Origin of the sequence: Paraburkholderia suaedae, assembly GCF_040812055.1 — a bacterium.
Lineage (GTDB): Bacteria > Pseudomonadota > Gammaproteobacteria > Burkholderiales > Burkholderiaceae > Paraburkholderia.
Genome location: NZ_JBFOAH010000042.1, coordinates 25632 through 47564 on the forward strand (window position 1 = coordinate 25632; position 21933 = coordinate 47564).

The 21933-nt window shown below is 56.2% G+C and carries 24 protein-coding genes; 9 read left to right on the top strand and 15 right to left on the bottom strand.

Going from position 1 to position 21933, the window contains the following annotated elements; all coding sequences use genetic code 11:
- Nucleotides 1-181 precede the first annotated feature (181 nt).
- The 5 genes from ABQJ48_RS34005 to ABQJ48_RS34025 form a co-directional block, all read right to left on the bottom strand.
- Nucleotides 182-1300, bottom strand: a complete 1119-nt coding sequence (locus ABQJ48_RS34005) for a cupin domain-containing protein (protein WP_367842306.1) — start codon at nt 1298-1300, stop codon at nt 182-184.
- 78 nt (nt 1301-1378) lie between these two features.
- The gene (locus tag ABQJ48_RS34010; RefSeq protein ID WP_367842307.1) at nt 1379-1987 is read right to left on the bottom strand and encodes a cupin domain-containing protein; all 609 of its coding nucleotides are present in this window, start codon (nt 1985-1987) and stop codon (nt 1379-1381) included.
- Nucleotides 1988-1989: 2 nt separating this feature from the next.
- A complete protein-coding gene (locus ABQJ48_RS34015; protein WP_367842308.1) occupies nt 1990-2610 on the bottom strand; it encodes a cupin domain-containing protein in 621 nt (206 codons plus the stop codon).
- 24 nt (nt 2611-2634) lie between these two features.
- Entirely contained in the window at nt 2635-3735 is a 1101-nt protein-coding gene (locus ABQJ48_RS34020) for an ABC transporter ATP-binding protein (RefSeq protein ID WP_367842309.1), read from the bottom strand.
- Between the two features lie 31 nt (nt 3736-3766).
- Nucleotides 3767-5503, bottom strand: coding sequence for an ABC transporter permease (locus ABQJ48_RS34025; RefSeq protein WP_367842310.1), 1737 nt, complete (start codon nt 5501-5503; stop codon nt 3767-3769).
- A 305-nt stretch (nt 5504-5808) separates the two neighbouring features.
- Between ABQJ48_RS34025 and ABQJ48_RS34030 the strand changes: the two genes are divergently transcribed.
- Nucleotides 5809-7608 carry an ethanolamine ammonia-lyase reactivating factor EutA gene (locus ABQJ48_RS34030; RefSeq protein WP_367842311.1) on the top strand — a complete coding sequence of 600 codons (1800 nt, stop codon included), beginning with the start codon at nt 5809-5811 and terminating at the stop codon, nt 7606-7608.
- A 21-nt stretch (nt 7609-7629) separates the two neighbouring features.
- Here the strand turns inward: ABQJ48_RS34030 and nikR are convergent, their stop codons facing one another.
- Nucleotides 7630-8064 (bottom strand): nickel-responsive transcriptional regulator NikR, encoded by a 435-nt coding sequence (nikR, locus tag ABQJ48_RS34035; protein WP_367842312.1) that lies wholly within the window; start codon nt 8062-8064, stop codon nt 7630-7632.
- Between the two features lie 196 nt (nt 8065-8260).
- Between nikR and ABQJ48_RS34040 the strand changes: the two genes are divergently transcribed.
- Genes ABQJ48_RS34040 through ABQJ48_RS34050 form a run of 3 tightly spaced genes read left to right on the top strand, consistent with a single transcriptional unit; the run spans nt 8261 to nt 10438 of the window.
- Entirely contained in the window at nt 8261-9310 is a 1050-nt protein-coding gene (locus ABQJ48_RS34040; RefSeq protein WP_367842313.1) for a HoxN/HupN/NixA family nickel/cobalt transporter, read from the top strand.
- A 5-nt stretch (nt 9311-9315) separates the two neighbouring features.
- Nucleotides 9316-9825: a porin gene (locus ABQJ48_RS34045; RefSeq protein ID WP_367842314.1), complete on the top strand. Its 510-nt coding sequence runs from the start codon at nt 9316-9318 to the stop codon at nt 9823-9825.
- Complete coding sequence (locus ABQJ48_RS34050) at nt 9743-10438, top strand: porin (RefSeq protein ID WP_367842315.1); 696 nt, start codon at nt 9743-9745, stop codon at nt 10436-10438. The genes ABQJ48_RS34045 and ABQJ48_RS34050 overlap by 83 nt, the downstream gene beginning before the upstream one ends.
- Nucleotides 10439-10491: 53 nt before the next feature.
- Here ABQJ48_RS34050 and ABQJ48_RS34055 read toward each other — a convergent pair whose 3' ends face one another.
- From ABQJ48_RS34055 to ABQJ48_RS34070, 4 genes are all read right to left on the bottom strand, one after another.
- Nucleotides 10492-10686 carry an IS3 family transposase gene (locus ABQJ48_RS34055; protein WP_367842329.1) on the bottom strand — a complete coding sequence of 65 codons (195 nt, stop codon included), beginning with the start codon at nt 10684-10686 and terminating at the stop codon, nt 10492-10494.
- 20 nt (nt 10687-10706) lie between these two features.
- Nucleotides 10707-11240 (bottom strand): chromate transporter, encoded by a 534-nt coding sequence (locus tag ABQJ48_RS34060; RefSeq protein WP_367842316.1) that lies wholly within the window; start codon nt 11238-11240, stop codon nt 10707-10709.
- Nucleotides 11241-11810: a chromate transporter gene (locus tag ABQJ48_RS34065; RefSeq protein WP_367842317.1), complete on the bottom strand. Its 570-nt coding sequence runs from the start codon at nt 11808-11810 to the stop codon at nt 11241-11243.
- Between the two features lie 196 nt (nt 11811-12006).
- Nucleotides 12007-13296, bottom strand: a complete 1290-nt coding sequence (locus ABQJ48_RS34070; protein WP_367842318.1) for an aromatic ring-hydroxylating dioxygenase subunit alpha — start codon at nt 13294-13296, stop codon at nt 12007-12009.
- Nucleotides 13297-13449: 153 nt separating this feature from the next.
- On the opposite strand from ABQJ48_RS34070, the gene ABQJ48_RS34075 reads away from it, so the two are divergent.
- On the top strand, nt 13450-13776 hold the full coding sequence (locus tag ABQJ48_RS34075) for a non-heme iron oxygenase ferredoxin subunit (protein WP_367842319.1): 327 nt from the start codon (nt 13450-13452) through the stop codon (nt 13774-13776).
- Nucleotides 13777-13854: 78 nt separating this feature from the next.
- On the opposite strand, the gene ABQJ48_RS34080 is transcribed toward ABQJ48_RS34075, so the two are convergent.
- The 5 genes from ABQJ48_RS34080 to ABQJ48_RS34100 all read right to left on the bottom strand — a co-directional run bounded on the left by ABQJ48_RS34080 (nt 13855) and on the right by ABQJ48_RS34100 (nt 18342).
- The gene (locus ABQJ48_RS34080) at nt 13855-14790 is read right to left on the bottom strand and encodes a CobW family GTP-binding protein (protein ID WP_367842320.1); all 936 of its coding nucleotides are present in this window, start codon (nt 14788-14790) and stop codon (nt 13855-13857) included.
- A gap of 18 nt (nt 14791-14808) precedes the next feature.
- The gene (locus ABQJ48_RS34085) at nt 14809-15477 is read right to left on the bottom strand and encodes a class II aldolase/adducin family protein (RefSeq protein ID WP_367842321.1); all 669 of its coding nucleotides are present in this window, start codon (nt 15475-15477) and stop codon (nt 14809-14811) included.
- A gap of 14 nt (nt 15478-15491) precedes the next feature.
- Nucleotides 15492-16286 carry an ABC transporter permease gene (locus ABQJ48_RS34090; protein WP_367842322.1) on the bottom strand — a complete coding sequence of 265 codons (795 nt, stop codon included), beginning with the start codon at nt 16284-16286 and terminating at the stop codon, nt 15492-15494.
- Nucleotides 16283-17017 (bottom strand): ABC transporter ATP-binding protein, encoded by a 735-nt coding sequence (locus ABQJ48_RS34095; protein ID WP_367842323.1) that lies wholly within the window; start codon nt 17015-17017, stop codon nt 16283-16285. Before ABQJ48_RS34095 ends, ABQJ48_RS34090 begins: the two co-directional genes overlap by 4 nt.
- Before the next feature lie 107 nt (nt 17018-17124).
- The gene (locus tag ABQJ48_RS34100; RefSeq protein ID WP_367842324.1) at nt 17125-18342 is read right to left on the bottom strand and encodes an ABC transporter substrate-binding protein; all 1218 of its coding nucleotides are present in this window, start codon (nt 18340-18342) and stop codon (nt 17125-17127) included.
- Nucleotides 18343-18478: 136 nt separating this feature from the next.
- Here ABQJ48_RS34100 and ABQJ48_RS34105 point away from each other — a divergent pair, with 136 nt between their 5' ends.
- The 4 genes from ABQJ48_RS34105 to ABQJ48_RS34120 all read left to right on the top strand — a co-directional run bounded on the left by ABQJ48_RS34105 (nt 18479) and on the right by ABQJ48_RS34120 (nt 21821).
- Nucleotides 18479-19291 carry an IclR family transcriptional regulator gene (locus tag ABQJ48_RS34105; RefSeq protein WP_367842325.1) on the top strand — a complete coding sequence of 271 codons (813 nt, stop codon included), beginning with the start codon at nt 18479-18481 and terminating at the stop codon, nt 19289-19291.
- A 31-nt stretch (nt 19292-19322) separates the two neighbouring features.
- A complete protein-coding gene (locus ABQJ48_RS34110) occupies nt 19323-20345 on the top strand; it encodes a 2Fe-2S iron-sulfur cluster-binding protein (protein WP_367842326.1) in 1023 nt (340 codons plus the stop codon).
- 27 nt (nt 20346-20372) lie between these two features.
- Complete coding sequence (locus tag ABQJ48_RS34115) at nt 20373-21365, top strand: substrate-binding domain-containing protein (RefSeq protein ID WP_367842327.1); 993 nt, start codon at nt 20373-20375, stop codon at nt 21363-21365.
- 69 nt (nt 21366-21434) lie between these two features.
- The gene (locus ABQJ48_RS34120; RefSeq protein ID WP_367842328.1) at nt 21435-21821 is read left to right on the top strand and encodes an MFS transporter; all 387 of its coding nucleotides are present in this window, start codon (nt 21435-21437) and stop codon (nt 21819-21821) included.
- The last annotated feature ends 112 nt before the right edge of the window (nt 21822-21933 follow it).

A 21933-nucleotide genomic window follows, 5' to 3' on the forward strand; every position in this document is an offset into this window, starting at 1 on the left:
GGCTGCTAAAGCGGGACTGGAACCCATGAATATCAGCGCGGCACTGAGAAGCCCAGCAATTGCTGCGAGGCGGAAATTCCTCATCAAGAGTCTCCGAAGAGTTTATTTTTGGCAGGGGCACATCGGCCCGATGTACCCCGCCTGTTCAGCCGTAGCGGATTAACGGTTCAGCGACAGGAATTTAACCTGCGAGCGGCGGCAGTGTTTCCAGTTCCTTCGCGTACGCGCCGTCCATCTGCATCGCGAGACCGATCTTTTCCAGTTCCGACGCGAACGTCGAACGGATGACCGGATTTTCATCTGAGTAGTCGATCTGACAACCGCCGATGCGACGCGATATCCACGCCTTCGGCACGCCTTGTGAATTGCGCTGCGATACGACTTCGTGCTTCAGCGCGAGGTAACGCGACGGATTCGGGTTCGTGTTGAAGTGCTGGTGGAACTCGCCGTTGGCCGGCGTGATCAGCGAACCGGCTTGCCAGTCGTAGCGCTTTGGCTCTTCGCCTTCACGCCACATCATCGAGTAGCCAGAACCGCTCATGATGATGACGTGCGCGCCCGGACCGTGCGAGTGCGCTTTCTTGTACGTCGAGGTTGGGAACTGCGAAATGTGGCTGTTCTGTGATCCGCGCGCCATATTGAAGCGGATGTGACCGCCGCCGGCACCACGTTCAGCGGCGCTGACCAGCGGCAGGTTCACAGCGTCGGCGACGAAATTCGTATCCATCAGCAGACCCTTCTGTTCGCCGCCATTAGCGAAGTAGTCGGGCTCGCCGTTAAAACGGTTCTTGAAATCATACGCCGTGCCGAAGATGAAATCGATGTCTTCGAGCGCGTTGATCGTGGGAGGGCCGTTCGTGACAGCGACGAAACGCGCGGCGTCCTTGCCGGACGTGTTGTAGTGCGTGTGCCAGCAGTTCAGCGGGATGGCGAAGAGGGCACCGGCTTGCCATTCGAACGTGACTTCCGCGCCTGCTTCGTTACGAACGGTGGTCGATCCCCGGCCGCTCAGGACATAGATCATTTCTTCGAACAACTGGCGCTGCGGTGCGAGCGATTTGCCCGGTGGAATTTCGCAGACGTAGCAGTCGTTCGACGTGCGCGAGGCTTCGTGATTGATGTAGACGCCCTTGCCACCTCGACGCGCCCAATACTTGAGATCGACGGTACGCAGGTCCTGGATGTAGTGACCGTCGATGATGTCCAGGCCTTGCTGGGCAATCCAGCGCGTATACGCCGTTTCCTTCTCGGTGGCGAACTTCTTCGCCATGTCCTCCGAAACAACTGCGTTCTTGCTCATTTACTTCTCCATTCAATGCTCGTTGCGTACACGACAAGATAGCCCGCGGACGTGCGAGCTAACTGGTCCAGGCGTTTCCTAGACGGTTGTGGTGTTCTTCAGGTAATCGCGAATCTTGTCGGCTGTGAGCGTCACGGTCGGATCGTATTCCGGCGCGTCTTCGAGTTGTTGCAGATCATTGAGGCCGCTCTTCCAGAAAATGCGATTGATCGCGGAAATCAGGCGCACGGGGCGATCCGGGTCTGCGTTGAAATGCTGATGCGCGGTGCCAGGCGGAATATAGATTACGTCGCCGGCTTCCCATTCGAAGCGCTTGACTTCACCGACCGGCTTCCACGCGTATTGATCGACGATTTCGACGTCGTAGTCCTGGTGCAGGTCATAGCCGCGGCCTTCGAGCACGTACAGGCACTCCTCCGCCAGGTGACGGTGCTTGCCCGATTTGCTGCCCGGCGGAATGATCTGCATGTACGCGTCGACCGTTTCCATGCGCGTGTTCATGCCTTCATTCAGTAGGTGCTTGAGCAGGCCTTGACGTGACATTTCCCACGGCATGTTCTCAGGTCGCACGATCTTTGCGCGCTTGGCGTTGCGCTCCGGGGCCTGTTCGGCGTTTTCGAGCAGACCTTGGTAAAGCGCGCGATTTTCCTGGCCTGTCAGCCAGTTTCCCGATTCGGTCCATGCCATGATCAGTAGCCTCCTTCCGGATGATTGAAATCAGTTTCTTCCATGCGTGCAACGAAGCCAGCACCGGTCGGCGACGGCTCGTCAGGGCGAGGTTCGACGGTCTTCTGGAACAGCATGTTCATGAACATGAACATCGGCTTCGTCTTGATGACGAGCGCACGTGCAGGTTTATCCAGGCTGCGGTTGAAGTGCTGGTGCACGCAGTTGTTGTGCACGATCGCAATGTCTCCGGCTTCCCAGTCGTAGCGGATGCCGTCGTGCACCTCGTAACCGATGCCGTCGAGGATGTAGAACGCGGCCTCGTTCACGTGGCCGTGTTTCTGCGAGTGACCGCCCGGCGAGTATTCTTCGAGGTGGATGTGAAAGGTCTGCGTGATTCCATCTTTCGGCTGCACGTAGTGGCGGCTGAAGGTCTGCGGTCCCTTGCTGAACTTGACTTCTTTGCCTTTACGCACGCGCGGAACGGAACGCAGACGTTCGAGTTCCGTGTTCAGGTTGTACGCGCCTTCGATGCCACGCACGAATACGCGATTTTTCACATTGCCAGCGGTGCTGTGGTGCGATTCTTCAGCGCGCTGATCTTCCTCATACATTCCGTTCGTGTCGATGTTTGCTTCGGACATTGTGCCTCCTTTGGTCTAGCGAATTTACTGCGGGTTCAACGCGATACAGCGGGCTGGATCAACGGTGAACCAGATCTTCGCGCCAACCGGCTCGCGATGCGACGGATGCGCACGTGCGAGCAAAACCTGTTCACCGACCTTGATTTGCAAATCAAGCGTTCCGCCCAGGAATACTTTCGAATAGACGGTACCTTCGAACACATTGCAATGCTCGATCGTCGGTTTGCTATCGAAGATTTCCAGGTTCTCCGGGCGCAACGACACTACGGCTTTTGCACCGACATTCATGCCGTCACTGTTGGCCACAGTGATCGTGCCGATGGTCGAATCAATGATTAACTTCTCACCGTTCGTGTCTCGGACAGTCCCATCGACCAGGCTCGTGGTGCCGATGAAATCCGCGACGAAGCGGTTGGCCGGCTTTTCGTATATATCGCGAGGCCGCGCCTTCTGGATGATGTGACCGTCCTTCATGATCGCGATTTCGTGCGACATCGCGAGCGCTTCTTCCTGGTCATGCGTCACGTAGATCGTCGTGACGTTCAGCTCACGTTGCAGGCGCTTCATTTCGAAACGCATCCTGTCGCGCAGCTTCGCGTCAAGATTCGACAGCGGTTCGTCGAGCAGTAGCAGTTTCGGCTCCATTACGATCGCGCGGGCCAGGGCCAAACGTTGCTGCTGACCACCGGACATCTTCGTTGCATCGCGATGTGCTGCATGATCGAGGCCCACTGCGGTGAGCGCGCGCATCACCTTGTCGGCAATCTGCTGTTTCGTGAATTTCTTTGTGCCGACTTCAAGCGGAAAGCTGCAATTTTTAAAAACGGTCATGTGCGGCCAGATGGCGTACGACTGAAACACCATCCCAAACTGACGCTTGTTCGGCGGCACGAAGGTCTTACGGCTAGCATCGAAGACGGTCACGCCGTTCACGGTGATCTTTCCGCCATCGGGTTTTTCAAGACCGGCAATCGAGCGCAGGGTAGTGGATTTACCGCAGCCGCTCGGGCCGAGCAGCGTGAACAGTTTGCCTTCAGGGACCTCGAAACTCACATTGTCAATGCCCGCGACTTTCGCGCCGTGACTGTCGAGATACACCGTGTTCAGATTCTGAATGTTCAGCATTGTCGTCCCAATAATTTTTTTTATGGCTAGTTCAGACGGATTTCACGCCGAATTTGCTACCCACCCACTGCGCGAACGACACCAGCGCGAGCAGACCAATCGCAAACATCACGCTCAGCGCCGACAGTTCGACGTATTGTCCGTTTTGCCACAGCTCCCATACCACGACGGAAATCGTTTCGCTACCGGGGCTATACAGCAGTATCGAAGCGGACAGCTCACGGATCGATACGATGAACACGTAAATCCAGCCGCCCATCAGACCGGGCTTAAGCAGCGGCAAAATGATACGAAAGAACGTCGTACCCCAGCCAGAACCACACATTTCCGCCGATTCTTCCAGTTCTTTCGACAACTGAACCATCGAAGTTTGCGTATAACGCATCCCGTAGGGCATGAATCGTGCGACGTACGCAATGAGGAGAATCCAAAGCGTGCCGTAGATGCCGACGTTCACGTTCAGGAAGAAGATCATGAACGCCAGACCCAGCACCAAACCGGGAAACACCATCGGAAGCGATGCCAGGTTATCAAGCAGCCAACGCCCCCGAATCTTCGTTTTGATCACGATCCAGCAGACGATTGCGGAAAGCAGCATCACGCCGGTTGCGCACGAAAATCCGAGAATCAAACTATTCTCTACAGCTTCCTTAAGTTCGGGATAACTGAATATATAGCGGTAGGAGTCAAGGGTCAGATGATGCAAAGCTTCCAACGACGGCGGCACATAAAACTTCTGGAAAGACGACCACAGCAGCACAAGCAGGGGCAGTACCACGGTCAAAAGCGCGTACAGCACGAAGATTGCCGCAGTGAGATAGCGCCATGGACCAAGGTCGATGGCGCGTGAACGAAACGCTTTACCAGTGACCGTCGTAAATTTACCGCCGTTGGCAAGCAGGCGGCTCTGGATAAAGAAACCGGCCGAAGTGATGAGCAGCAGGATGGTTGAATACGAAGCGGCCAGTCCCGTCGGCGTCGGATATTGCTGCAACGCCTCGTAAATCGATGATGTGAGTACCTGAATTTTAACCGGCAGACCAATCAGTGCAGGAACTTCGAACGATTCGACGGCGCGCACGAAGAGGATGAGCACCGTCGAAACGATTGCAGGCAACGCAAGGCGAAATGTGATGCTGAACGTCGTCTTGAGCAGGCCTGCGCCGCTCATGATTGCTGATTCTTCCAGCGAGGGGTCCATGCCGCGAAACGCTGCCGACATCAGCAGGAAAGCCATTGGCGAATACTGCAATCCGTCGATCCAGATCATCCCGCCCATGCTGTAAATGTTGAGCAGCGGATGCGAAAGACCAAACCAGTGCATCAGCGCGACGTTCAGCACGCCGATTTTCGGGCTGGCAAGCAGAATCCACGCGATCGTGAAGAGGATGGCCGGATTGATGAGAGGAACCACCGTCACGACCGAAAAGAAACGGCGCAAAGGCGTATTGGTACGCTCGTTGATCCAGGCAAGACCCGAGCCGATAACAAATGAAACGACTGCGGCACCAACAGCGAATTCCACCGAATTGGCGAAAGCCGACCAGGAGTCTGCGCTACCGAACGCGATCCGATAGTTGTCGAGGGTAAATACGGATGACGTGTCTGCACCCTGCGGCGTCATGAAGCTCTGCCATAGCAGGAAGCAAAGCGGAATCAACGCCAGCACCGCAACGATAAGGATTGTGCTGCCGATCACCAGCCATTTTGAATCGAATCGCTCCCAGAACCGGGGCGGCGTATCGGTGACATCAAGTTGAAGCTCCACCAACTGTCTCCTTGTGTGACTTCGCTGTGTTCTCCTATATAGAACGGCGTTTCTATATGGAGGTGCAGTTGCCGTATTGGGCGCGTCTCGTTGATTTTTGTCAAGGGATTAGGGGGGCGGGTTAGCCCCAGGGTGGACAGTTCCATTGAACACTGCGCCCCCATCTTTGCCATGCAACCCATGAGCGACGCGGGTTTTTACGGAACGATTCTCTTATGCGGAGAGGCGTTCCATTTTTGAGTACTGCCGTTGCGTAAGCTGCGGTATGATCCGCGTGCATATGCCATACAAACCGGAGACGCACTATGCCGAACGATCCCACCGTTCATTCGCTTGACGATCATCTGTACGGCTACGATCCTGACCATGAGCACGGTGACGATGCTGATCATGATCATGACCACGATTTCCCCGACTCCGAAACCAATCAGGAGGCCGCGTGGCTACTTGATAACGTCATTCTCAACAGCGTAGGTATCGACATCGGTTCGTCGGGTACGCAGCTTGTGTTCTCACGTATCCACATGCGGCGCATCGCTGAAGAACTATCAAGTCGTTACATCATCGTGGAGCGGGAACCGATCTACCAGAGCCCGATTTCGCTCACGCCGTATCTGAGCGAAACTCAGATGGACACGCTGGCGCTCGAGCGCATCGTTGCGGCGGCATACAAGGAAGCCAATCTCGGTCCGGACGACATTGATACGGGGGCCGTGATCCTGACCGGTGAAGCGCTGCGTCGCGAGAACAGTGAAGGCATTGCAGAGATGCTCGCGGAACGGGGCGGAGAATTTGTCTGCGCGACTGCCGGGCATCACATGGAAGCAATGCTGGCCGTGTATGGTTCGGGCGCGGCAAAATATTCGCACCAGCAAAAGAAACGCGTGCTCAATGTCGATATCGGCGGCGGCACGACCAAGCTAGGTCTGGTAGATTCCGGCAACGTGATCGGCACTGCTGCAGTTCACCTGGGTGGACGATTGATCGTGACGGACCAAGGAGGGCGCATTACGCGCCTTGACCCAGCGGGCAAGGAACACGCACGGGCGGCAGGATTCGCCTGGGAAATCGACAGCCAGACGACGCGCGAGCAGCTTGAAGACGTTGCCGACTGGATGGCGCAGACACTTCTGCGTGTACTGAGCGAGCGTTTTACCGCGGATGATCTGAATTCACTGTTCCTGACCGATCCGATTGCTGATTTGGGCAGGCTGGATGGGCTGATCTTCTCGGGCGGTGTAGGCGAATATGTGTATGAGCGCGAATCGCGCGACTTCCTCGACCTGGGGAAACTTTTCGGCTCTGCCGTGCGTCGCCGTTTGGTGGCAAATCAACTGCCCTGGCCGCTGCTGCCTGCCATCGAGTGCATTCGCGCAACCGTTCTCGGCGCTTCCGAATACAGCATCCAGTTGAGCGGCAATACCACTTTCATTTCGAATCCGCGCAATCTGCTGCCGCGCAAGAATATGCAGGTCGTGCCGATCGAAGAACGCATGCCCGAGGTGATCGACCCGGCTGCGGTCGTTGAATCACTGCGCAAGAGCTTCCAGCGCTACGATCTGAAAGAGGGTGATCAGGACGTGGCAATCGTGGTGCGTTGGGCGGGGCCGCCGGAATATTCGCGTCTGGCTGCACTCGCGCGCGGGCTGATCGACGGAAATCCGTTGACCATCGCTGCCGGCAAGCCGCTATACGTTATCACCGATGGTGACATTGCCAATTCGCTCGGCAACTTGTTGCGCGAGACGCTGGATAGAAATGACCTTTTCGTGATCGATGGTGTTTCGCTGCGAGGGCTCGATTACGTCGACCTGGGCCGCATCCGTTTGCCGTCACGCACCGTTCCTGTGACGGTCAAGTCGCTGGTATTCAGCGAAGACCCGAGCCTGCACGGTAAATCAGATACGTCCGAATGGCATACGCACGAGGATGGCACCCTACATCGTCATCATCACCACGTAACCGCAGGCAAGCATCAACATCACGATCATGCACACGCACACGGCCATCACCATCATCACGATCATGACCCTAGTCACGGTGCTGATCACGGGCATCACCACCATGCGGATCACACGCATGACCACTCGCAGAGCCAGGACTAACGACTAAAGCAACAGACGCCGTCACACGTGCAAATGCTCGTGTGGCGGCGCGCACTCTTTCATCAGCGGCATCAGATGCAGATTGCTGTTGCGCACGCCACGCTGTGACGCAAGCGACCACGCGAATTGCTGAATCGTACCCACTTGACCACGCAGCACGATCACTTCGAGGCAATTGTCGTGGTCCAGATAAATGCGACTGCTGCTAACGATCAGTGCATGTTGCGTGTGATACGCATCCGATAGGCGCTGCGCGAGTTCGCGCACGCCGTGCTCGAACACAATCGTCAATGTGCCGACACATTGCGCATTGGCCTCAGCCAACAATTCCTTTGAGCGATGGGCGCGCAGGATATCACGTAGCGTCTCTGAACGGCTGTTGTACGCGTGCCGCTTCATCGTGTCGTCGAGCCTCGCGAGCAGGAAATCGTCAATCGTAATCGTGATGCGTTGCATGCCGGCTACCCATTTCGCGGTAACTGTGTCTTGACACCACCATAGCATAGCCCCCATTATTCAGGCAAAGCGTTCCACATATCAATCTGCAGTTCTCGTATATGGAACCGGCTTGATGATCACGAGTATGACGATTCTTTAAATAAGTATGCGTGATGTGCGGTCCGCGTATGGCGATCTCTCGCTGGAGACGTGAATGATTGAATTCCTGAAGTTCCTGTTCAACGATGCCGGCCCGAATATTCGCGGCCGTATTGCTGCGATGTATGCGCTCCTGGCCGTGTTCACTCTCGGAGCATGGACGTGGGCCTTTATCGCTTTCCACGGCCAGTCGGTGCTGCTCGGTACTGCCTTTCTTGCCTATAGCTTTGGGCTGCGTCACGCAGTCGACGCCGACCACATCGCCGCCATTGACAATGCGACGCGCAAGCTGATGCAGGAGGGGCAGCGGCCGGTGACGGTGGGTTTCATGTTTTCGCTAGGTCATTCGACCATCGTCATCGCTGCAACCGCTGCGATTGCAGCTACGGCCATGGCGTTGCAACATCGCTTCGAGGCGTTTCGGGAAATCGGCGGCGTAATCGGCACGCTGGTATCGGCCGGGTTCCTGTTCGTGATCGCCGCAATCAATCTCGTCGTGCTGAAATCCGTGGTCGCTACGTTTATGCGCGTGCGCCGAGGCGAGCGTTACGATGAAGAGGATCTCAATCTGCTGCTCGCAAATCGCGGCCTGCTCGCACGCATTTTCAAACCGATGTTCCGCTTGATTACGCGTGGCTGGCATATGTATCCGCTGGGGGTGCTCTTCGGACTTGGCTTTGATACGGCATCTGAAATCGGATTGCTCGGTGTTTCGGCTACCCAGGCCTCACATGGCGTCCCTATCTGGTCGATCATGGTATTTCCCACGCTGTTCATGGCAGGAATGTCGCTCATTGATGCGACCGACAGCATCCTGATGCTCGGCGCGTACGGCTGGGCGTTCATGAAGCCGATCCGCAAGCTCTACTACAACATGACGATTACGTTGGTGTCGGCGGTTGTCGCAATCGGCGTTGGCGGGGTAGAAGCACTCGGCCTCATTGCCGACAAATTGCATTTGAACGGTGCGTTTTGGGATGGAATTGGTGCGATCGCAGATAACTTCGGGATGGTCGGCTATTCGATTATCGGGTTGTGCGTATTCATCTGGCTGGCCTCTACGATCGTCTACAAATGGCGACGTTTCGATGAAGTCGAAGTGTAGTCGCGATGGAGAAACGGCACAATAAACGTCTTCCTCGTGGACTCGCCGGTCTTGGCCTGATGGCAGCTCTTGTCGCACTCGATTCCAACGTGCCAGCTCAAAGCGACGTGTCCCTGTACGGTGAAATCGATGCTAGCGCCGTTTGGCGGAGCGATGTCGGCGGCCGGCATCAATTTCAGATGCCATCGGGTCTGATCGACGGCAGTTTTTGGGGTCTCCAAGGTTCTGAAGATTTGAGCGGCGGTAATCGGGCGATCTTTCGCCTCGAACGCGGTTTCAGCGCCACGACAGGCGCTGATCAGAACGACCATCCGTCTTACGTAGGCGTCGCAAACGACATATATGGCACGCTGACGCTCGGGCACCAATACGATTCTATCCACGACTACCTTGCACCTTTCACGCTGACCGGGAGTAATGGCGGCACTGCGTTTGCGCATCCATTCGACAACGACAACACGAACAATTCGTGGCTCGCGCAGCAACGCACTCAAATACACCAGCTCATTGTTTGACGGGCTGAGTTTTGGCGGGATGTATGCGTTCTCAAACGGAGCGGGTGGATTTGCTGACAATCGCGCGTACAGCGTTGGCGCGAATTATGGCAACGGCGGTTTCAATGCAGGTGCGGCGTGGCTGCATCCCGACGGGAGGGGCGGCACGGAAAACGGCGCTTACGATGCAGTAACGTTGCCGGGCACGAATCGCAATACGTTCGATGCTTCAGTACAGACACAAAATACTTTCGGTATCGGTGCGAGCCAGGCGTTTGGTCCATTCACGCTGGCAGCGGCCTGGGCGCGGTCGATTTATAGCGGTATAACCGACAGAGAAACAGGTCTGGCTGTTCGAGCCCTGGCTTTCGATAATTATGAGATTAACGGGACGTGGCAGGCGGACAGTGCGCTGTCGCTCAGCGGTATGTACATGTACACGAAAGGTACGAACGCGCATTGGAATCAGGGCGCACGGCAAGCCGATTACCTACTGACAAAGCGCACCGATACATACATCGAAGCGATCTGTCAGTTCGCTTCGGCTCAAGCAGCGGCCGTGATCAATTCGATGATGCCTTCGAGCAGAAGCAGCCAGTTATTGCTCGCGGCGGGCATTCGCCATCACTTCTAAAACCTCAACGAAAAGACGAGTGGCCTGCCTGAACTGAACGCCAGACGTGCGGTTCAGTAACGCCGCGCCGGCAGAGTCTCGGTTCTGTATTGAACAGGAGCGAGTCTTTCCAACTTCCGCCGGATGCGTTCGTGGTTGTAGTAATGGATGAACTGGGGAATCCCGCCTTGCAGTCGCTCAATGGTGTTGAGGTCGGTCAGGTGGAATAACTCCGCCGTGACCGTACCAAGGCGTGGGGCTCTGTTGATCCGCTACCCGTTTCGTACTATTAGAGCGCCGTATAAAACACGGCCACGTAAGTTAGCGCCACGGCTGACATCAGAATGTATGGGTTGAGCTTGGTGAAATACACGACGCAAGCTGCAATAGCCGTTGTTGCCCACGCGAGCGTAGTCGCGTGCATGGATTGCATCACGGCGACAGCACCGGCGAAAATCAGACCAACCGCAACAGGTGCCAGTCCGTGCTCGATCGCGCGACGCCAACGCGTGCCTTCACTCTTATGCCAGAACAGCGTCACGGTCACGAATACCGTTGACGACGGGATATACATCGCGAGCGTCGCAACGATCGCGCCTACAAAGCCCTTCAAATGCCAGCCGATGAGCGCGGAAATCAGGGTGGTCGGCCCAGGGGATACGCGCGAGATAGCGAAGAGGTCAGCGAATTCCTGACCCGAAAGCCAGTGATACACCGACACGGTTTGAAGCTGGATATCTGCGATGATGGTCTGGCCGCCGCCGAACGACAGCGCGGAAAGCGGCGCGAACAGCAGAATGATTCGCAGCAGGACGTTATCCATTTAGTTTTCCCTGACAGCGCAAAAGATACTGAGTGGCGCGAGTACGAGCACCACGGGCACAGTAGGCAAATGCAGCACACCGACCGAGACGAAGGCGAGAAGGGCGAACACATAGCGGAGCAGCTTGCGCTCGATGCGCACAGCGACCTTGGCGCCCATCGAGAACGTCGCACCAACACCGGCAGCGGCAACGCCGAGCAGCAAAAAGTGTGTGAGCGGATAGCCCGAGAGACGCGTATAGAGCATCGCCAATGCGAGCACAACGACAAGGGCGGGCGAAATCATGCCGAGCGCGCCGACGAGCGCACCGAGCGGCCCACGCAGACGCTGGCCGACATAAAGGGAGACGTTGACCGGGTTTGCTCCGGGCATGACTTGCGAGAGAGTCATGCCAGCAACGAAGGCATCGTTAGCCAACCACTTGCGTTCCTCCACGACGGCGCGATAGGACCATGCGGCAGTGCTACCGCCGAACGACATCACGCTGATGCGCACGAAAGTGGTAAATATGTCCCATAACGCGACGTTTTGAGCCGTGGACGCGGCAGCGGAATCTTCGACGGTAGACATGGCACGAAGTGGATAGAGTGTTAGTGAGCGTGCCGTTTACCGGAACGTGATTCGAACGTTGCCAATGATTCAGGCATGCTATTTATATGCCAGGCAATCAGGTTTTTCGCGATGTTTACGCCCCTTTGTGTTATGGAAAGAGATAAGCGCTGTGCCTATGGTAGGCGCGGCGCTTTGAATCGCGAAGCTACAGGGCTCAGATCGTTTGGTGCTTCTTGCCTTCTTCGGCGACCATCGCATCGCGTGCGCCTTCGCTGAACGGCGTGTCACGCTTGAGCAGAATGGCCACCGAACGAACCTTCTGCGACTTCGGATCACGGCCTGGCGGGAGCGTGCCGTTCTCGGCGAGTGCACGCGCACACTTGATGATCCGGCTGCGCATCATGATGATGCCGTTGTCGGTGCCCACCAGGTTCTCTCTCGTACGATCCTGGATCGGCCCCATGCTTTCCTGAAGCGAGGCATCCTGCATGGCGATGCCTTCGACACCGCTGTACGTGGTGCCTGCCCTCTGTGCTGCACGGTCCATCAGGTAGTTGTTGGTCTTGTTCTGCTCGGGAATGTAATTGCTGCCCGGCACGTAGCGCACATGGATACCCTTGCCGTCCTTCATCGCCAGCACTTCCTCTTCCGTCAGTTCGCGCGTCGGATGGTAGTCGAAGCTCCATGCCCAGCAGTTGTGGTCATCGATCGGCACCCAGAAGTGGCCGTGCACGGGGTGATCGCCGCGCGGGGGAACCATCGTGAAGCAAGGCATGACCCACGGCGTGATACGCCAGTAATACTGATCGTCCTCTGCATTGCGACGCACACCGATTGCCAGACCGCCCGCCGCTTCGACAACCTCGAACACCGGCGCCAGGTCGCTCAAGTTGTATTTGTTGCCCTTCGAGCCCTTGAACAGCGGATCGGAGTTGAGGCTGCCGCTGTGCAGGAACGAAACGTGGCTCGAATCGATGCCGCCTTCGAGTGCCTGCAACCAGTTGCACTCCTGAACCCGCTTGCTCGTGAATGACTGGCGTGCCGGCACGGTCGAGAATTCCCATGCTGGCAGCGGCGGCTGTTGATCGGCCGGCCCCATGTAAACCCAGATGACGCCGCCCTGTTCAATGAGCGGGTAAGACTTCAGCTTGATCTTCTCCGCGTACCCGCTTTCCTTCGCTTCGGACGGTACCTCGGTGCACTGACCGGTTACGTCGTATTTCCAGCCGTGATACGGGCAGCGAATACCGCCTGCCTCATTACGGCCGAACCACAACGAGACACCACGGTGTGCGCAGAATTCGTCGATCAGGCCCAGCTTGCCTTCCGAATCCCGGAACGCAAGCATGCGTTCCGAAAGCAGTTGCAGGCGAACCGGTTCGCCACCAGGTTCCGCTAGTTCTTCCGACAGCAGCGCCGGCAGCCAGTAACGACGGAACAGTTCGCCCATCGGCGTGCCGGGACCGGTTTGTGTGACGAGATCGTTTTGTTCTTTTCTCAACATGGTATGTGCCTCAGGGTTGCTGTTTTGCGCGACGCAGTTTGCTACCGGTTTGCAATCCGTTCGTTTATCGATTCCTGTATATGGAACGCTGTTCACGAAGCAAGAACAAAGTTATCATCGGTCCTACAACATGTCAACGATGGAGATTTCCCCATGAGTCACGCTTGTGCATTTGCTCACCTCTGCCACGCAGGCGACGTAGCCGAAGGAAAAGCGATCAAGGTCGAAAAGAACGGCCTGACGCTCGCTGTATTCAACATCCAGGGCGACTATTTCGTGACGGATGACACCTGCACGCATGGTCCTGGATCGCTGTCAGAAGGCTATATCGATGGCGATACGGTGGAATGCGATTTCCACAACGGCTCGTTCAACATCAAGACCGGCGAGGTTGTGGCGCCGCCATGCATGATTCCGCTCAAGACGTACAAAACGCACGTTGAAGATGGCGTGATCGTGATCGAAACGGATAGCGACTGAAATAAGTGCGCCAGACGTTTCAAAAAAACGCCTGGCGCGCTTTCCTGCCGCGTTCGTTATTCTGTGAGTGCCCGAGTTTCACATTCTCTTCGCGATCAAGGTCAGGCCGCTTTTCACGCCTGCCAAACTTGATGTTGCCTCTGTAATCTGCGCGAATCTGTCGCCCAGCACGAATTGCACGACTACGGGTGAACGTCCGCTTTCCAGGCGCACACAACCCTTTAACCGCAAAAGTGAATCGCCGAATTGCGATGTGAGTTCGTGCAGGCGCGAGCACAGTGCGCTGCGATCCGGCACGTCGTCCATTGCAACGAAACGCGTGATTGCCCCGTGTGTATGAGTCAATCGCGAAAAAAGTCCGTCTGCAACGGCCGTGCGTGCGGAACTGTTCACAGGCCGCGAAAGCAGTGTAAGTGCGTCGTGTGGCCAGAGATTGCCGTTAGGCGAACGGAGGATGTGCGAACCGGTGTAACAGGTGCTTATTAGCGATTGAGCAGCATCGACTTCTGGTGGCTCGACAATATCCGTATGAGTGAGGATCACCACGTCTGCACCCCGCAACTGCGCACGCGCCTCATCAAAGCGTGCGAGCGTATGGGCCGCATGGTGCGCCGCAATCGTCGCGAAAGTACCAGCGACGCAGTAGCGCTGTTTCACGAGGGAATTCAGATTCAATGACGCGATAAGCGGACCCGGATCAGCAAGCCCTGCCGTTTCGATCACGACCATTTCGAACCATGGGATACTGCGATGCAGGCGCGCCCAGAAGAGCGTTTCAAGTACTTCGTTCAGCGCCGGCAGACCGTTACAACATACGCATGCATCTGGGAGCAGGGTCGACCTATTACCTGCAAATCCTGGCGTCACATGATCAAGGCCGACCTCACCCATTTCGTTGAGAATAAATGCCGCCTTGGAAAATGGTATTTTTTTCATCCAGCGTGCGAGCAGCGTAGATTTACCACTGCCGGGAAAGCCGGTCATCACATAGATTGGTATGCGTTCGTGATGCATGTTCGATGCCGGATTTTGTTACGCGCGGAGCTTGCCAGCATGGTAGTCCCACACTTTTTGCAGCAGATTCGGTTTCCACAGGTTACGGCTGATCGTTTCGAGCTGTTCAGCCGATAGAACCATCGGCTCACCGATTTGTTGCGCAAGGTACTGACGATGCGCGTTCTCTTCGAGATAAAACGCGAGCACGAACGCTTCAAGAATGCCTTCGGCCGCAATCACCGCGCCGTGCGATTTGAGCATTGCGACGCGGTGCCCGCCGAGACACTCCGCCAGTTCTTCACCGAGCGGCTTCTTGTTGATTGATGCGGTCTTCGGGAACTGCTGAATCTCACCGAGCACCGACGCCTGCATGATCACCGGTTGCACGACATTACCGGTCATGCTGAAGAGGGTGGACCAGGTAGGATGCGTATGCACGACCGAATTGACGTCGGGACGTTTGCGATAGATTTCCGAGTGAATGTGAAACTCCATCGGCGGGACCGCCTCGCCCTCTATCAGGTTGCCGTCGAAGTCGATCGTCACAATGTCGTGCACGGTAAGTGCGCTACGCACCGATGCGCCCGAATTGATCAACATGTGATTCTGACCCGGGATACGCGAGCTGAAGTGACCGTTGAAGTCGATCACTTCGGCGCGCTCGAGCATCAGAATTGCGTCAACGAGCATTTGTTTCTGTTGCATGTATGCGCTCATGTTCACTTCCACGGGATCAGCTTGCGTTCAATTTCATTCAGCAGCAGGGAAATGCCGTAGCCAAGGGCGGCAATAACAATCAAGCCGACGTACATCTGTTCGACCGACAGCAATTCCCAGGCATTCCAGATCATGTAGCCAAGACCGCTCTTCGAACCGATCATTTCGGCAATGGCGATCAGCATCAGGCCCAGACCAAAACCCAGCTTGATGCCGCTCATGATGTGCGGTACGGCACCAGGCACGGCGATAGTGCGAAACACCTGCCATGGATTTGCGCGAAAGTTGCGGCCCACGTCCAGGTAGATCTTGCTGATTTCGAGTACGCCCGTTGTCGTATTGATGAGCATGGGATAAAAGACGCCGATTGCGACCATCGCGATTTTCGACGCTTCGCCAAGACCGAAAATCAGCATCAACAGCGGAAAAATGGCGCTCTTCGGGACAGGATAGGTTGCAGCAATCAGAGGTTCGAATACGGCGCGCAGAGGCTTCGAAAGACCGGTTGCCACGCCTAGCAGCAGTGCGGGAATGCCGCCAATCAATCCACCCCACAAGAGACGCAAAAGCGTCGCCGAGGTGTTGTCCCATAGCGACCCGTCCTTAACGAGTGCGATAAAGGTACTGAAAATCTGCGTGGGCGCGGGGAAGAAGCGGACATCAATGAGCCCCATCCGCGCTGCACCCTGCCATAGCAGCAGTAACAGAACGGGAGACGCAGCACTGATGATGCGATCGCGTTGTCCTCTACTTAGTTTGCGCCGGCTTGACGCGGTAGCGCGCAATATCGTACTCATGCTTTCTCACCGAGGTCGCGGGAACGCACGCGCTCGACTTCCTCGCGCAATTGCCCCCAGATGGAGTAGACAAATTCGCCGTATTCCGGCTGTGCACGCAGTTCGAGCACCGAGCGTGGGCGCTGGAACGGAACGTCGATGATGCGTTTCACACAGCCGGGCTGCGCCGTCATGATCATGATGCGATCACCCAGCGTCGCGGCTTCGTCCACGCTGTGCGTTATGAAAAGCACTGTTTTCCGCGTTTCATCCCAGATGCGCAGCAACTCTTCCTGCAGCAGAAGCTTGTTCTGTTCATCGAGCGCCGAGAACGGTTCATCCATCAAAAGGATGTCAGGATCGTTCGCGAACGCGCGGACGATGGAAACGCGTTGTCGCATACCGCCCGAGAGTTGATGTGGATAGGCCTTCGCAAAGCGGGTGAGGCCTGTGCGATCAAGGTAGTAGTCAACCGTCTCGCGAATTTGTGCTTTGGGCACACCTCGAAGCGTCAGCCCATAAGCCGCATTGTTGAATACCGTCGTCCACGGAAACAGCGAATCGCCCTGGAAGACCATTGAATTCCCCGGCCGATTCTGCGCGGGCGACGCGATTTCGACCGTTCCGCTCGTGGGGGATTCGAGATTTGCAAGGATACGCAGCAGCGTAGTCTTGCCGCAACCGGATGGCCCAACGATCATGAAAAAGCAGCCAGTAGGGATGTCGAGCGAAACATTGTCGAGCGCCGTCACCTTACCACCTGCCGTCTCGAACGATTTCGTGAGGTTCCTGAGCCGGATCTTCACGGATGTGTCTTGCATCGTGCGTGAATCAATCGTTGCCATAAAACGCTTTCCTGTTATTTGGTGCGCGGCTTGTACGGCCCGAGCGCCGCGTCTGCGGCTTGCACAAACGACGGATCGACGACCTGGGAAACCGTGACGTTACCCTTCACGTCGCCATGACTCTTGAAGTAGGACAGGTCATTTTCAAGACTCGCGATGTTGAGCTTGCCGTCAGGATTCGTGCCTTGAGGAACAATGTCGCGATAGAGGGAGGCATCCTTGATCGACGTATACTGAGTGAGGATCGAAATCACCTCGTCCGCATTCGCACCCGCGATCTTGCCGTTCTTGAGTGCATCGTTGTAATCGCGCGCCGCGCGCAGATAGGCACGCATGAACGCTTTGGCCGTGTCTGGATGATCGTGGATGAATGTGTCCGAATAGAGCAGGACGGCAAGCTGATGATTCGGGTAAATCTGGTCATCGCCCATCACGCGAATTGCGGCACCACTGCGAACGGCCTGCGTAGCGGAAGGCTCGGTTGTCAGAGATGCGTCAACGGCCTTGTTTTCGAGCGCCATCACATGCTGAGGAAAGCCCAGATAGACGCGCTCAACGTCACTCGGTTTAAGGCCTGCTTTTTTGAGCGCTTCGTTCATGGTCGACGTAGAAGCGCTGCCGGTTGCGCTGCCGGCAATCTTCATCCCTTTCAGGTCTGCGAGCGTCTTGTAACGACCACTCTTGACGAGATCCGCGCGCACGAGCAACGGCTGATAACCGTAGCCTGGCGGCGTCGATCCCTTGTCCGCAACGATCTTGATACCGATGCCCCGCATCACGGCGTTGTAAAGCCCCGCGGACGGCGAACCGCCGGCGACCTCCAGTTGCCCCGAACCGAGCGGGGCAACCATTTTCGCGCCGGAATCGAACGGAACGAATTTCGCGTCGATGCCTTCGGCGCGAAAGTAGCCTTTCTTGTCGGCAATGAAGAACACGACATCACTGCTTGCATCCGCAATACCCACGTGAACGGTCTGCAAGGGTGCGGCCACTGCTACAGTCGAGCCCAGCATGAAACAGATGGCCAGCGCCGCGCCCACAATCCTGATGCCTTTCACTGCATGTCTCCTGGATTTCATCTTCGCAGCTGTCGGGCGGATTACATCAGACTTGGGATCCGGGGTAACTGGCGCTACCCTTAGCTGCCGCGTAAAAAATTGGTTCTTATATGTGGAACTTAGTATGTTATAATGGAACGCATGGAGTTTCTCTTCGAACGGATGCCGAGTCAAGATAAACGGAACGGACCTAGGGTTAGTCCGCATGCGTCGGGAGAAGGGCCGCCGAAAAATGCCCGATCGGGGGGCGATAAATAGAACAGCGTGTGCCGTGACTATGCGGCGCTAAATTTAATGAGGATTGGGTAAATTGGACGCGAAAATCATGCGGAACAATGAAATGGAAACGGAGGCGGAACAGGAGGGGCCGCGCAGGCTGTCGTCAGTAACGGCTGCATTGCGACTGCTCAAGATGTTTACGGAAGAGGAGACCGAACTGGGCATCAGCGCATTGTCAAAGCGCATGGGCCTCGCAAAGAGCACGGTGCATCGTCTGTGCGCGGCGTTGCTGGCTGAGGGATTGCTGGAACAGAACCCGGATAACGGCCGTTACCGCCTCGGCGTGCAATTGTTCACACTTGGCGCGCTCGTGCGCCGACGTTTCGACGTGACGAAACAGGCGCTACCGTTCTTGCACGTGTTGCGCAAACAGACAGACGAGACCGTACAGCTTGCGATTCTGGATGATACGAGCGTCGTATACATGTTCAATCTGGAAAGCGAACAGGCGATCCGTATGCGCTCGTATATCGGCGTTCGCAAACCCGCCAGCTATACCGCAGAAGGGCATGTACTGCTCGCGTCCAGCACCCCGGACGTCGTTTCGCGCGCAATCAAGCAAGGGCTCGTAGCACGCACACCAAAGACAAACACGGATACGCAGGCGTTTTTGAAAATGCTTGAGGAAGTGCGTCGCGATGGTTATGCGATCGATGATGAGGAATCTGAAGTAGGCATGCGCGGCATTGCTGCGCCTGTGCGTGACACTACGGGTAATGTCGTAGCCGCCATCGGTTTCGGCGGACCTGTACAACGTCTCACGAAGAAGGCGCTGCGCGCGGCGGTGCCCCATTTGATCGCCGCGGCTGAAGGCATTTCTGCAACTCTTGGCTATCACCCTTGAGATAGCTCATTAGGACATGGATGAGACTCTTGTGAACAATCAGAAACATCGCATCACGCTCGCGGGTACTGATCAGTCTTTCGAATGTGGTAGCGACGACGTGCTGCTGCGATCAGCTCTTCGGAATAACATCGCGTTTCCGTACGAGTGCAATGTAGGCGCATGCGGTAATTGCAAATTCGAACTGATTGAAGGTGAAGTTTCCGTCAAATGGCCAGAGGCGCCTGGCTGGACGGCGAAGGATCGCGAACGCCGTCGTTATCTCGGCTGTCAGAGCATGCCTAAAGGGGATTGCACGATCAAGATGCGCCCAAATCAGCGCTACCTACCTATACATCGACCGCAGCGTGTAACGGGTACGTTGAGATCGAGTCGCCCGGTCACGCACGACATCGGCGAATTTCGTTTCGAGCTTTCGGATGACATGCAATTCGAGCCAGGACAATACGCACTACTGACGCTACCGGGCGTTAGCGGTCAGCGGGCCTATTCGATGAGCAACATAGTGCAAGGCTCGGATGCAAAGGCGCTTGATTTTCAGGTGCGTCGGGTACCAAACGGTCAGGGTAGCAACGCGCTGTTCGACACGCTGGCGACGGGCGAACAGGTCCAGATTGACGGGCCTTACGGTATGGCCTATCTGCGTCGGGACGTGAGGCGTGACATTCTGTGTCTCGCCGGCGGTTCGGGCCTTGCGCCGATGATTTCGATCGCGCGCGGTGTTGCCGCAGACCCAGAAATGCAGGGTGTCAAACTGCACTTCCTGTACGGCGGTCGCGCGCCACGTGATGTGTGCGGACGTGACATGCTCGAAGTACTCGAGAACTTCGGCACGCATCTTCATTTTCACGCGGCCGTTTCGGAGGCAGGTGGCGCGCAGTGGGACGGTCACACTGGGTTTGTTCACGAACTGGCCGAGTCGATGTTCGGTGACAACCTGCGCGACATGGAAATCTATTTTGCGGGTCCGCCTGCGATGGGCCAGGCGATCCAAAAGATGCTGCTGGCGCGCAAGGTGCCGTTTGAACAGGTGCACTTTGACCAGTTCTATTGATTTTCTTCACTTGCTAAAGGAGACAGTGTGAGCAAGTTGCAGCTTTCAGTTGCGGTCGGTCCCTATGACCGTATGCGCCCCCTGGTCGACGGTGAAGTGCAGATCGAGGGCGTCGATCCGACGTTCCTGTTGCAGGAACCGGAAGAAATCTTCTTTCGCGCGCTGCGTCATGCGGATTACGACATCTGTGAACTGTCGTTGAGCAGCTATTCGGTCAAAACGGCAGCGGGTACGTCGGCTTACGTTGCCATTCCGGTGTTTCCGTCGCGCGCGTTCCGTCACACGTCGGTGTATGTGAACGCGAACGCAGGCATCAACAAACCGGAGCATCTGAAGGGCAAGCGTATTGGCGTGCCGGAATACCAGTTGACGGCAAATGTGTGGGTGCGCCTGTTCCTCGAAGAGGAGTACGGCATCAAGGCATCCGATGTCACGTGGGTGAGAGGCGGTTACGAAGACCCGACGCGCGTCGAAAAGATCAGCCTGACTCTGCCCAAAGATGTGGAACTGGTGAACGCACCCGAAGGCAAGACGATCTCCGGAATGCTCGAAGCCGGTGAAATCGATGCGCTCATCGGCCCGCGCGCACCGTCGTGTTTCGATCGGGGCTCCTCGAACGTCAAGTATCTTTTCGATGATCCGCAGGCAGAAGCTACGGCGTGGTATCGCAAAACGAAGCTGTTCCCGATCATGCACACGCTCGGCATCCGGCGCACGCTCGTTGAACAGCATCCGTGGCTGCCGATGTCGGTGATGAAGGCCTTCGAGAAATCGAAAGCGATCGCATTGCACCGTCTGACCGATACGTCGGCTACTAAAGTCACGCTACCGTTTATCGAGACTCAGCTTCGCGCGGCCCGTGAATTGATGGGCGACGATTTCTGGTCGTACGGTTTCGCCGCGAACGAACATACGCTCAACCGATTCCTGGCGCAGCATTACGCAGAAGGACTGTCGAGTCACCAGCTGGAAGCGAAGGATCTCTTCCATCCGGCGAGCCTCGAAAGCTTCGGCATTTAAACGGTCATCACGAAACGCCGGGGAAACCCCCGGCGTCTCGATCCTGGATCGTGTCAAAGAAAGCTAATCATGCAACGGATGGCAATCGAGCAGGGTGGTTTTGCAACAAAGGAAGATGGGCTTAAAGGCGGTAAGCTAATATTTGGTGTGCTGGCAATATCGCTTGCTACGACGCTCAGTTTGCTCGATAGCGTGATTGCCAATATAGCGTTGCCTACCATCACAAACAGTCTAAACATCAGCCCCTCGGATTCAGTGTGGATCGTCAACGCTTATCAGTTGTCGATCGTCATGACGTTGTTGCCCCTGTCGTCACTTGGTGACCGTATCGGCTATGCACGTATCTACATGGTTGGTCTCGTTCTCTTCACGTTCGCATCACTGATGTGCGCGATGTCGCAATCACTTGAAATGCTGATTATTTCACGTGTCTTGCAGGGACTAGCAGGCTGTTGAAATTGGGAACGGTGTAAACGGGCTTCGAGGCCCGAGCGTTATGGATATTGTGTTCATGACCTTGGGCGATGAGTGCGATGCGTGGAATGGACGAGATGCAAGAACCGCTGTT

Coding starts and splice junctions, on each gene's coding strand:
- ABQJ48_RS34005 (WP_367842306.1), bottom strand. CDS start 1,300: ATGAGCAAGAACGCAGTTGTTTCGGAGGACATGGCGAAGAAGTTCGCC.
- ABQJ48_RS34010 (WP_367842307.1), bottom strand. CDS start 1,987: ATGGCATGGACCGAATCGGGAAACTGGCTGACAGGCCAGGAAAATCGC.
- ABQJ48_RS34015 (WP_367842308.1), bottom strand. CDS start 2,610: ATGTCCGAAGCAAACATCGACACGAACGGAATGTATGAGGAAGATCAG.
- ABQJ48_RS34020 (WP_367842309.1), bottom strand. CDS start 3,735: ATGCTGAACATTCAGAATCTGAACACGGTGTATCTCGACAGTCACGGC.
- ABQJ48_RS34030 (WP_367842311.1), top strand. CDS start 5,809: ATGCCGAACGATCCCACCGTTCATTCGCTTGACGATCATCTGTACGGC.
- nikR (WP_367842312.1), bottom strand. CDS start 8,064: ATGCAACGCATCACGATTACGATTGACGATTTCCTGCTCGCGAGGCTC.
- ABQJ48_RS34040 (WP_367842313.1), top strand. CDS start 8,261: ATGATTGAATTCCTGAAGTTCCTGTTCAACGATGCCGGCCCGAATATT.
- ABQJ48_RS34045 (WP_367842314.1), top strand. CDS start 9,316: ATGGAGAAACGGCACAATAAACGTCTTCCTCGTGGACTCGCCGGTCTT.
- ABQJ48_RS34060 (WP_367842316.1), bottom strand. CDS start 11,240: ATGGATAACGTCCTGCTGCGAATCATTCTGCTGTTCGCGCCGCTTTCC.
- ABQJ48_RS34065 (WP_367842317.1), bottom strand. CDS start 11,810: ATGTCTACCGTCGAAGATTCCGCTGCCGCGTCCACGGCTCAAAACGTC.
- ABQJ48_RS34070 (WP_367842318.1), bottom strand. CDS start 13,296: ATGTTGAGAAAAGAACAAAACGATCTCGTCACACAAACCGGTCCCGGC.
- ABQJ48_RS34075 (WP_367842319.1), top strand. CDS start 13,450: ATGAGTCACGCTTGTGCATTTGCTCACCTCTGCCACGCAGGCGACGTA.
- ABQJ48_RS34080 (WP_367842320.1), bottom strand. CDS start 14,790: ATGCATCACGAACGCATACCAATCTATGTGATGACCGGCTTTCCCGGC.
- ABQJ48_RS34085 (WP_367842321.1), bottom strand. CDS start 15,477: ATGCAACAGAAACAAATGCTCGTTGACGCAATTCTGATGCTCGAGCGC.
- ABQJ48_RS34090 (WP_367842322.1), bottom strand. CDS start 16,286: ATGAGTACGATATTGCGCGCTACCGCGTCAAGCCGGCGCAAACTAAGT.
- ABQJ48_RS34120 (WP_367842328.1), top strand. CDS start 21,435: ATGCAACGGATGGCAATCGAGCAGGGTGGTTTTGCAACAAAGGAAGAT.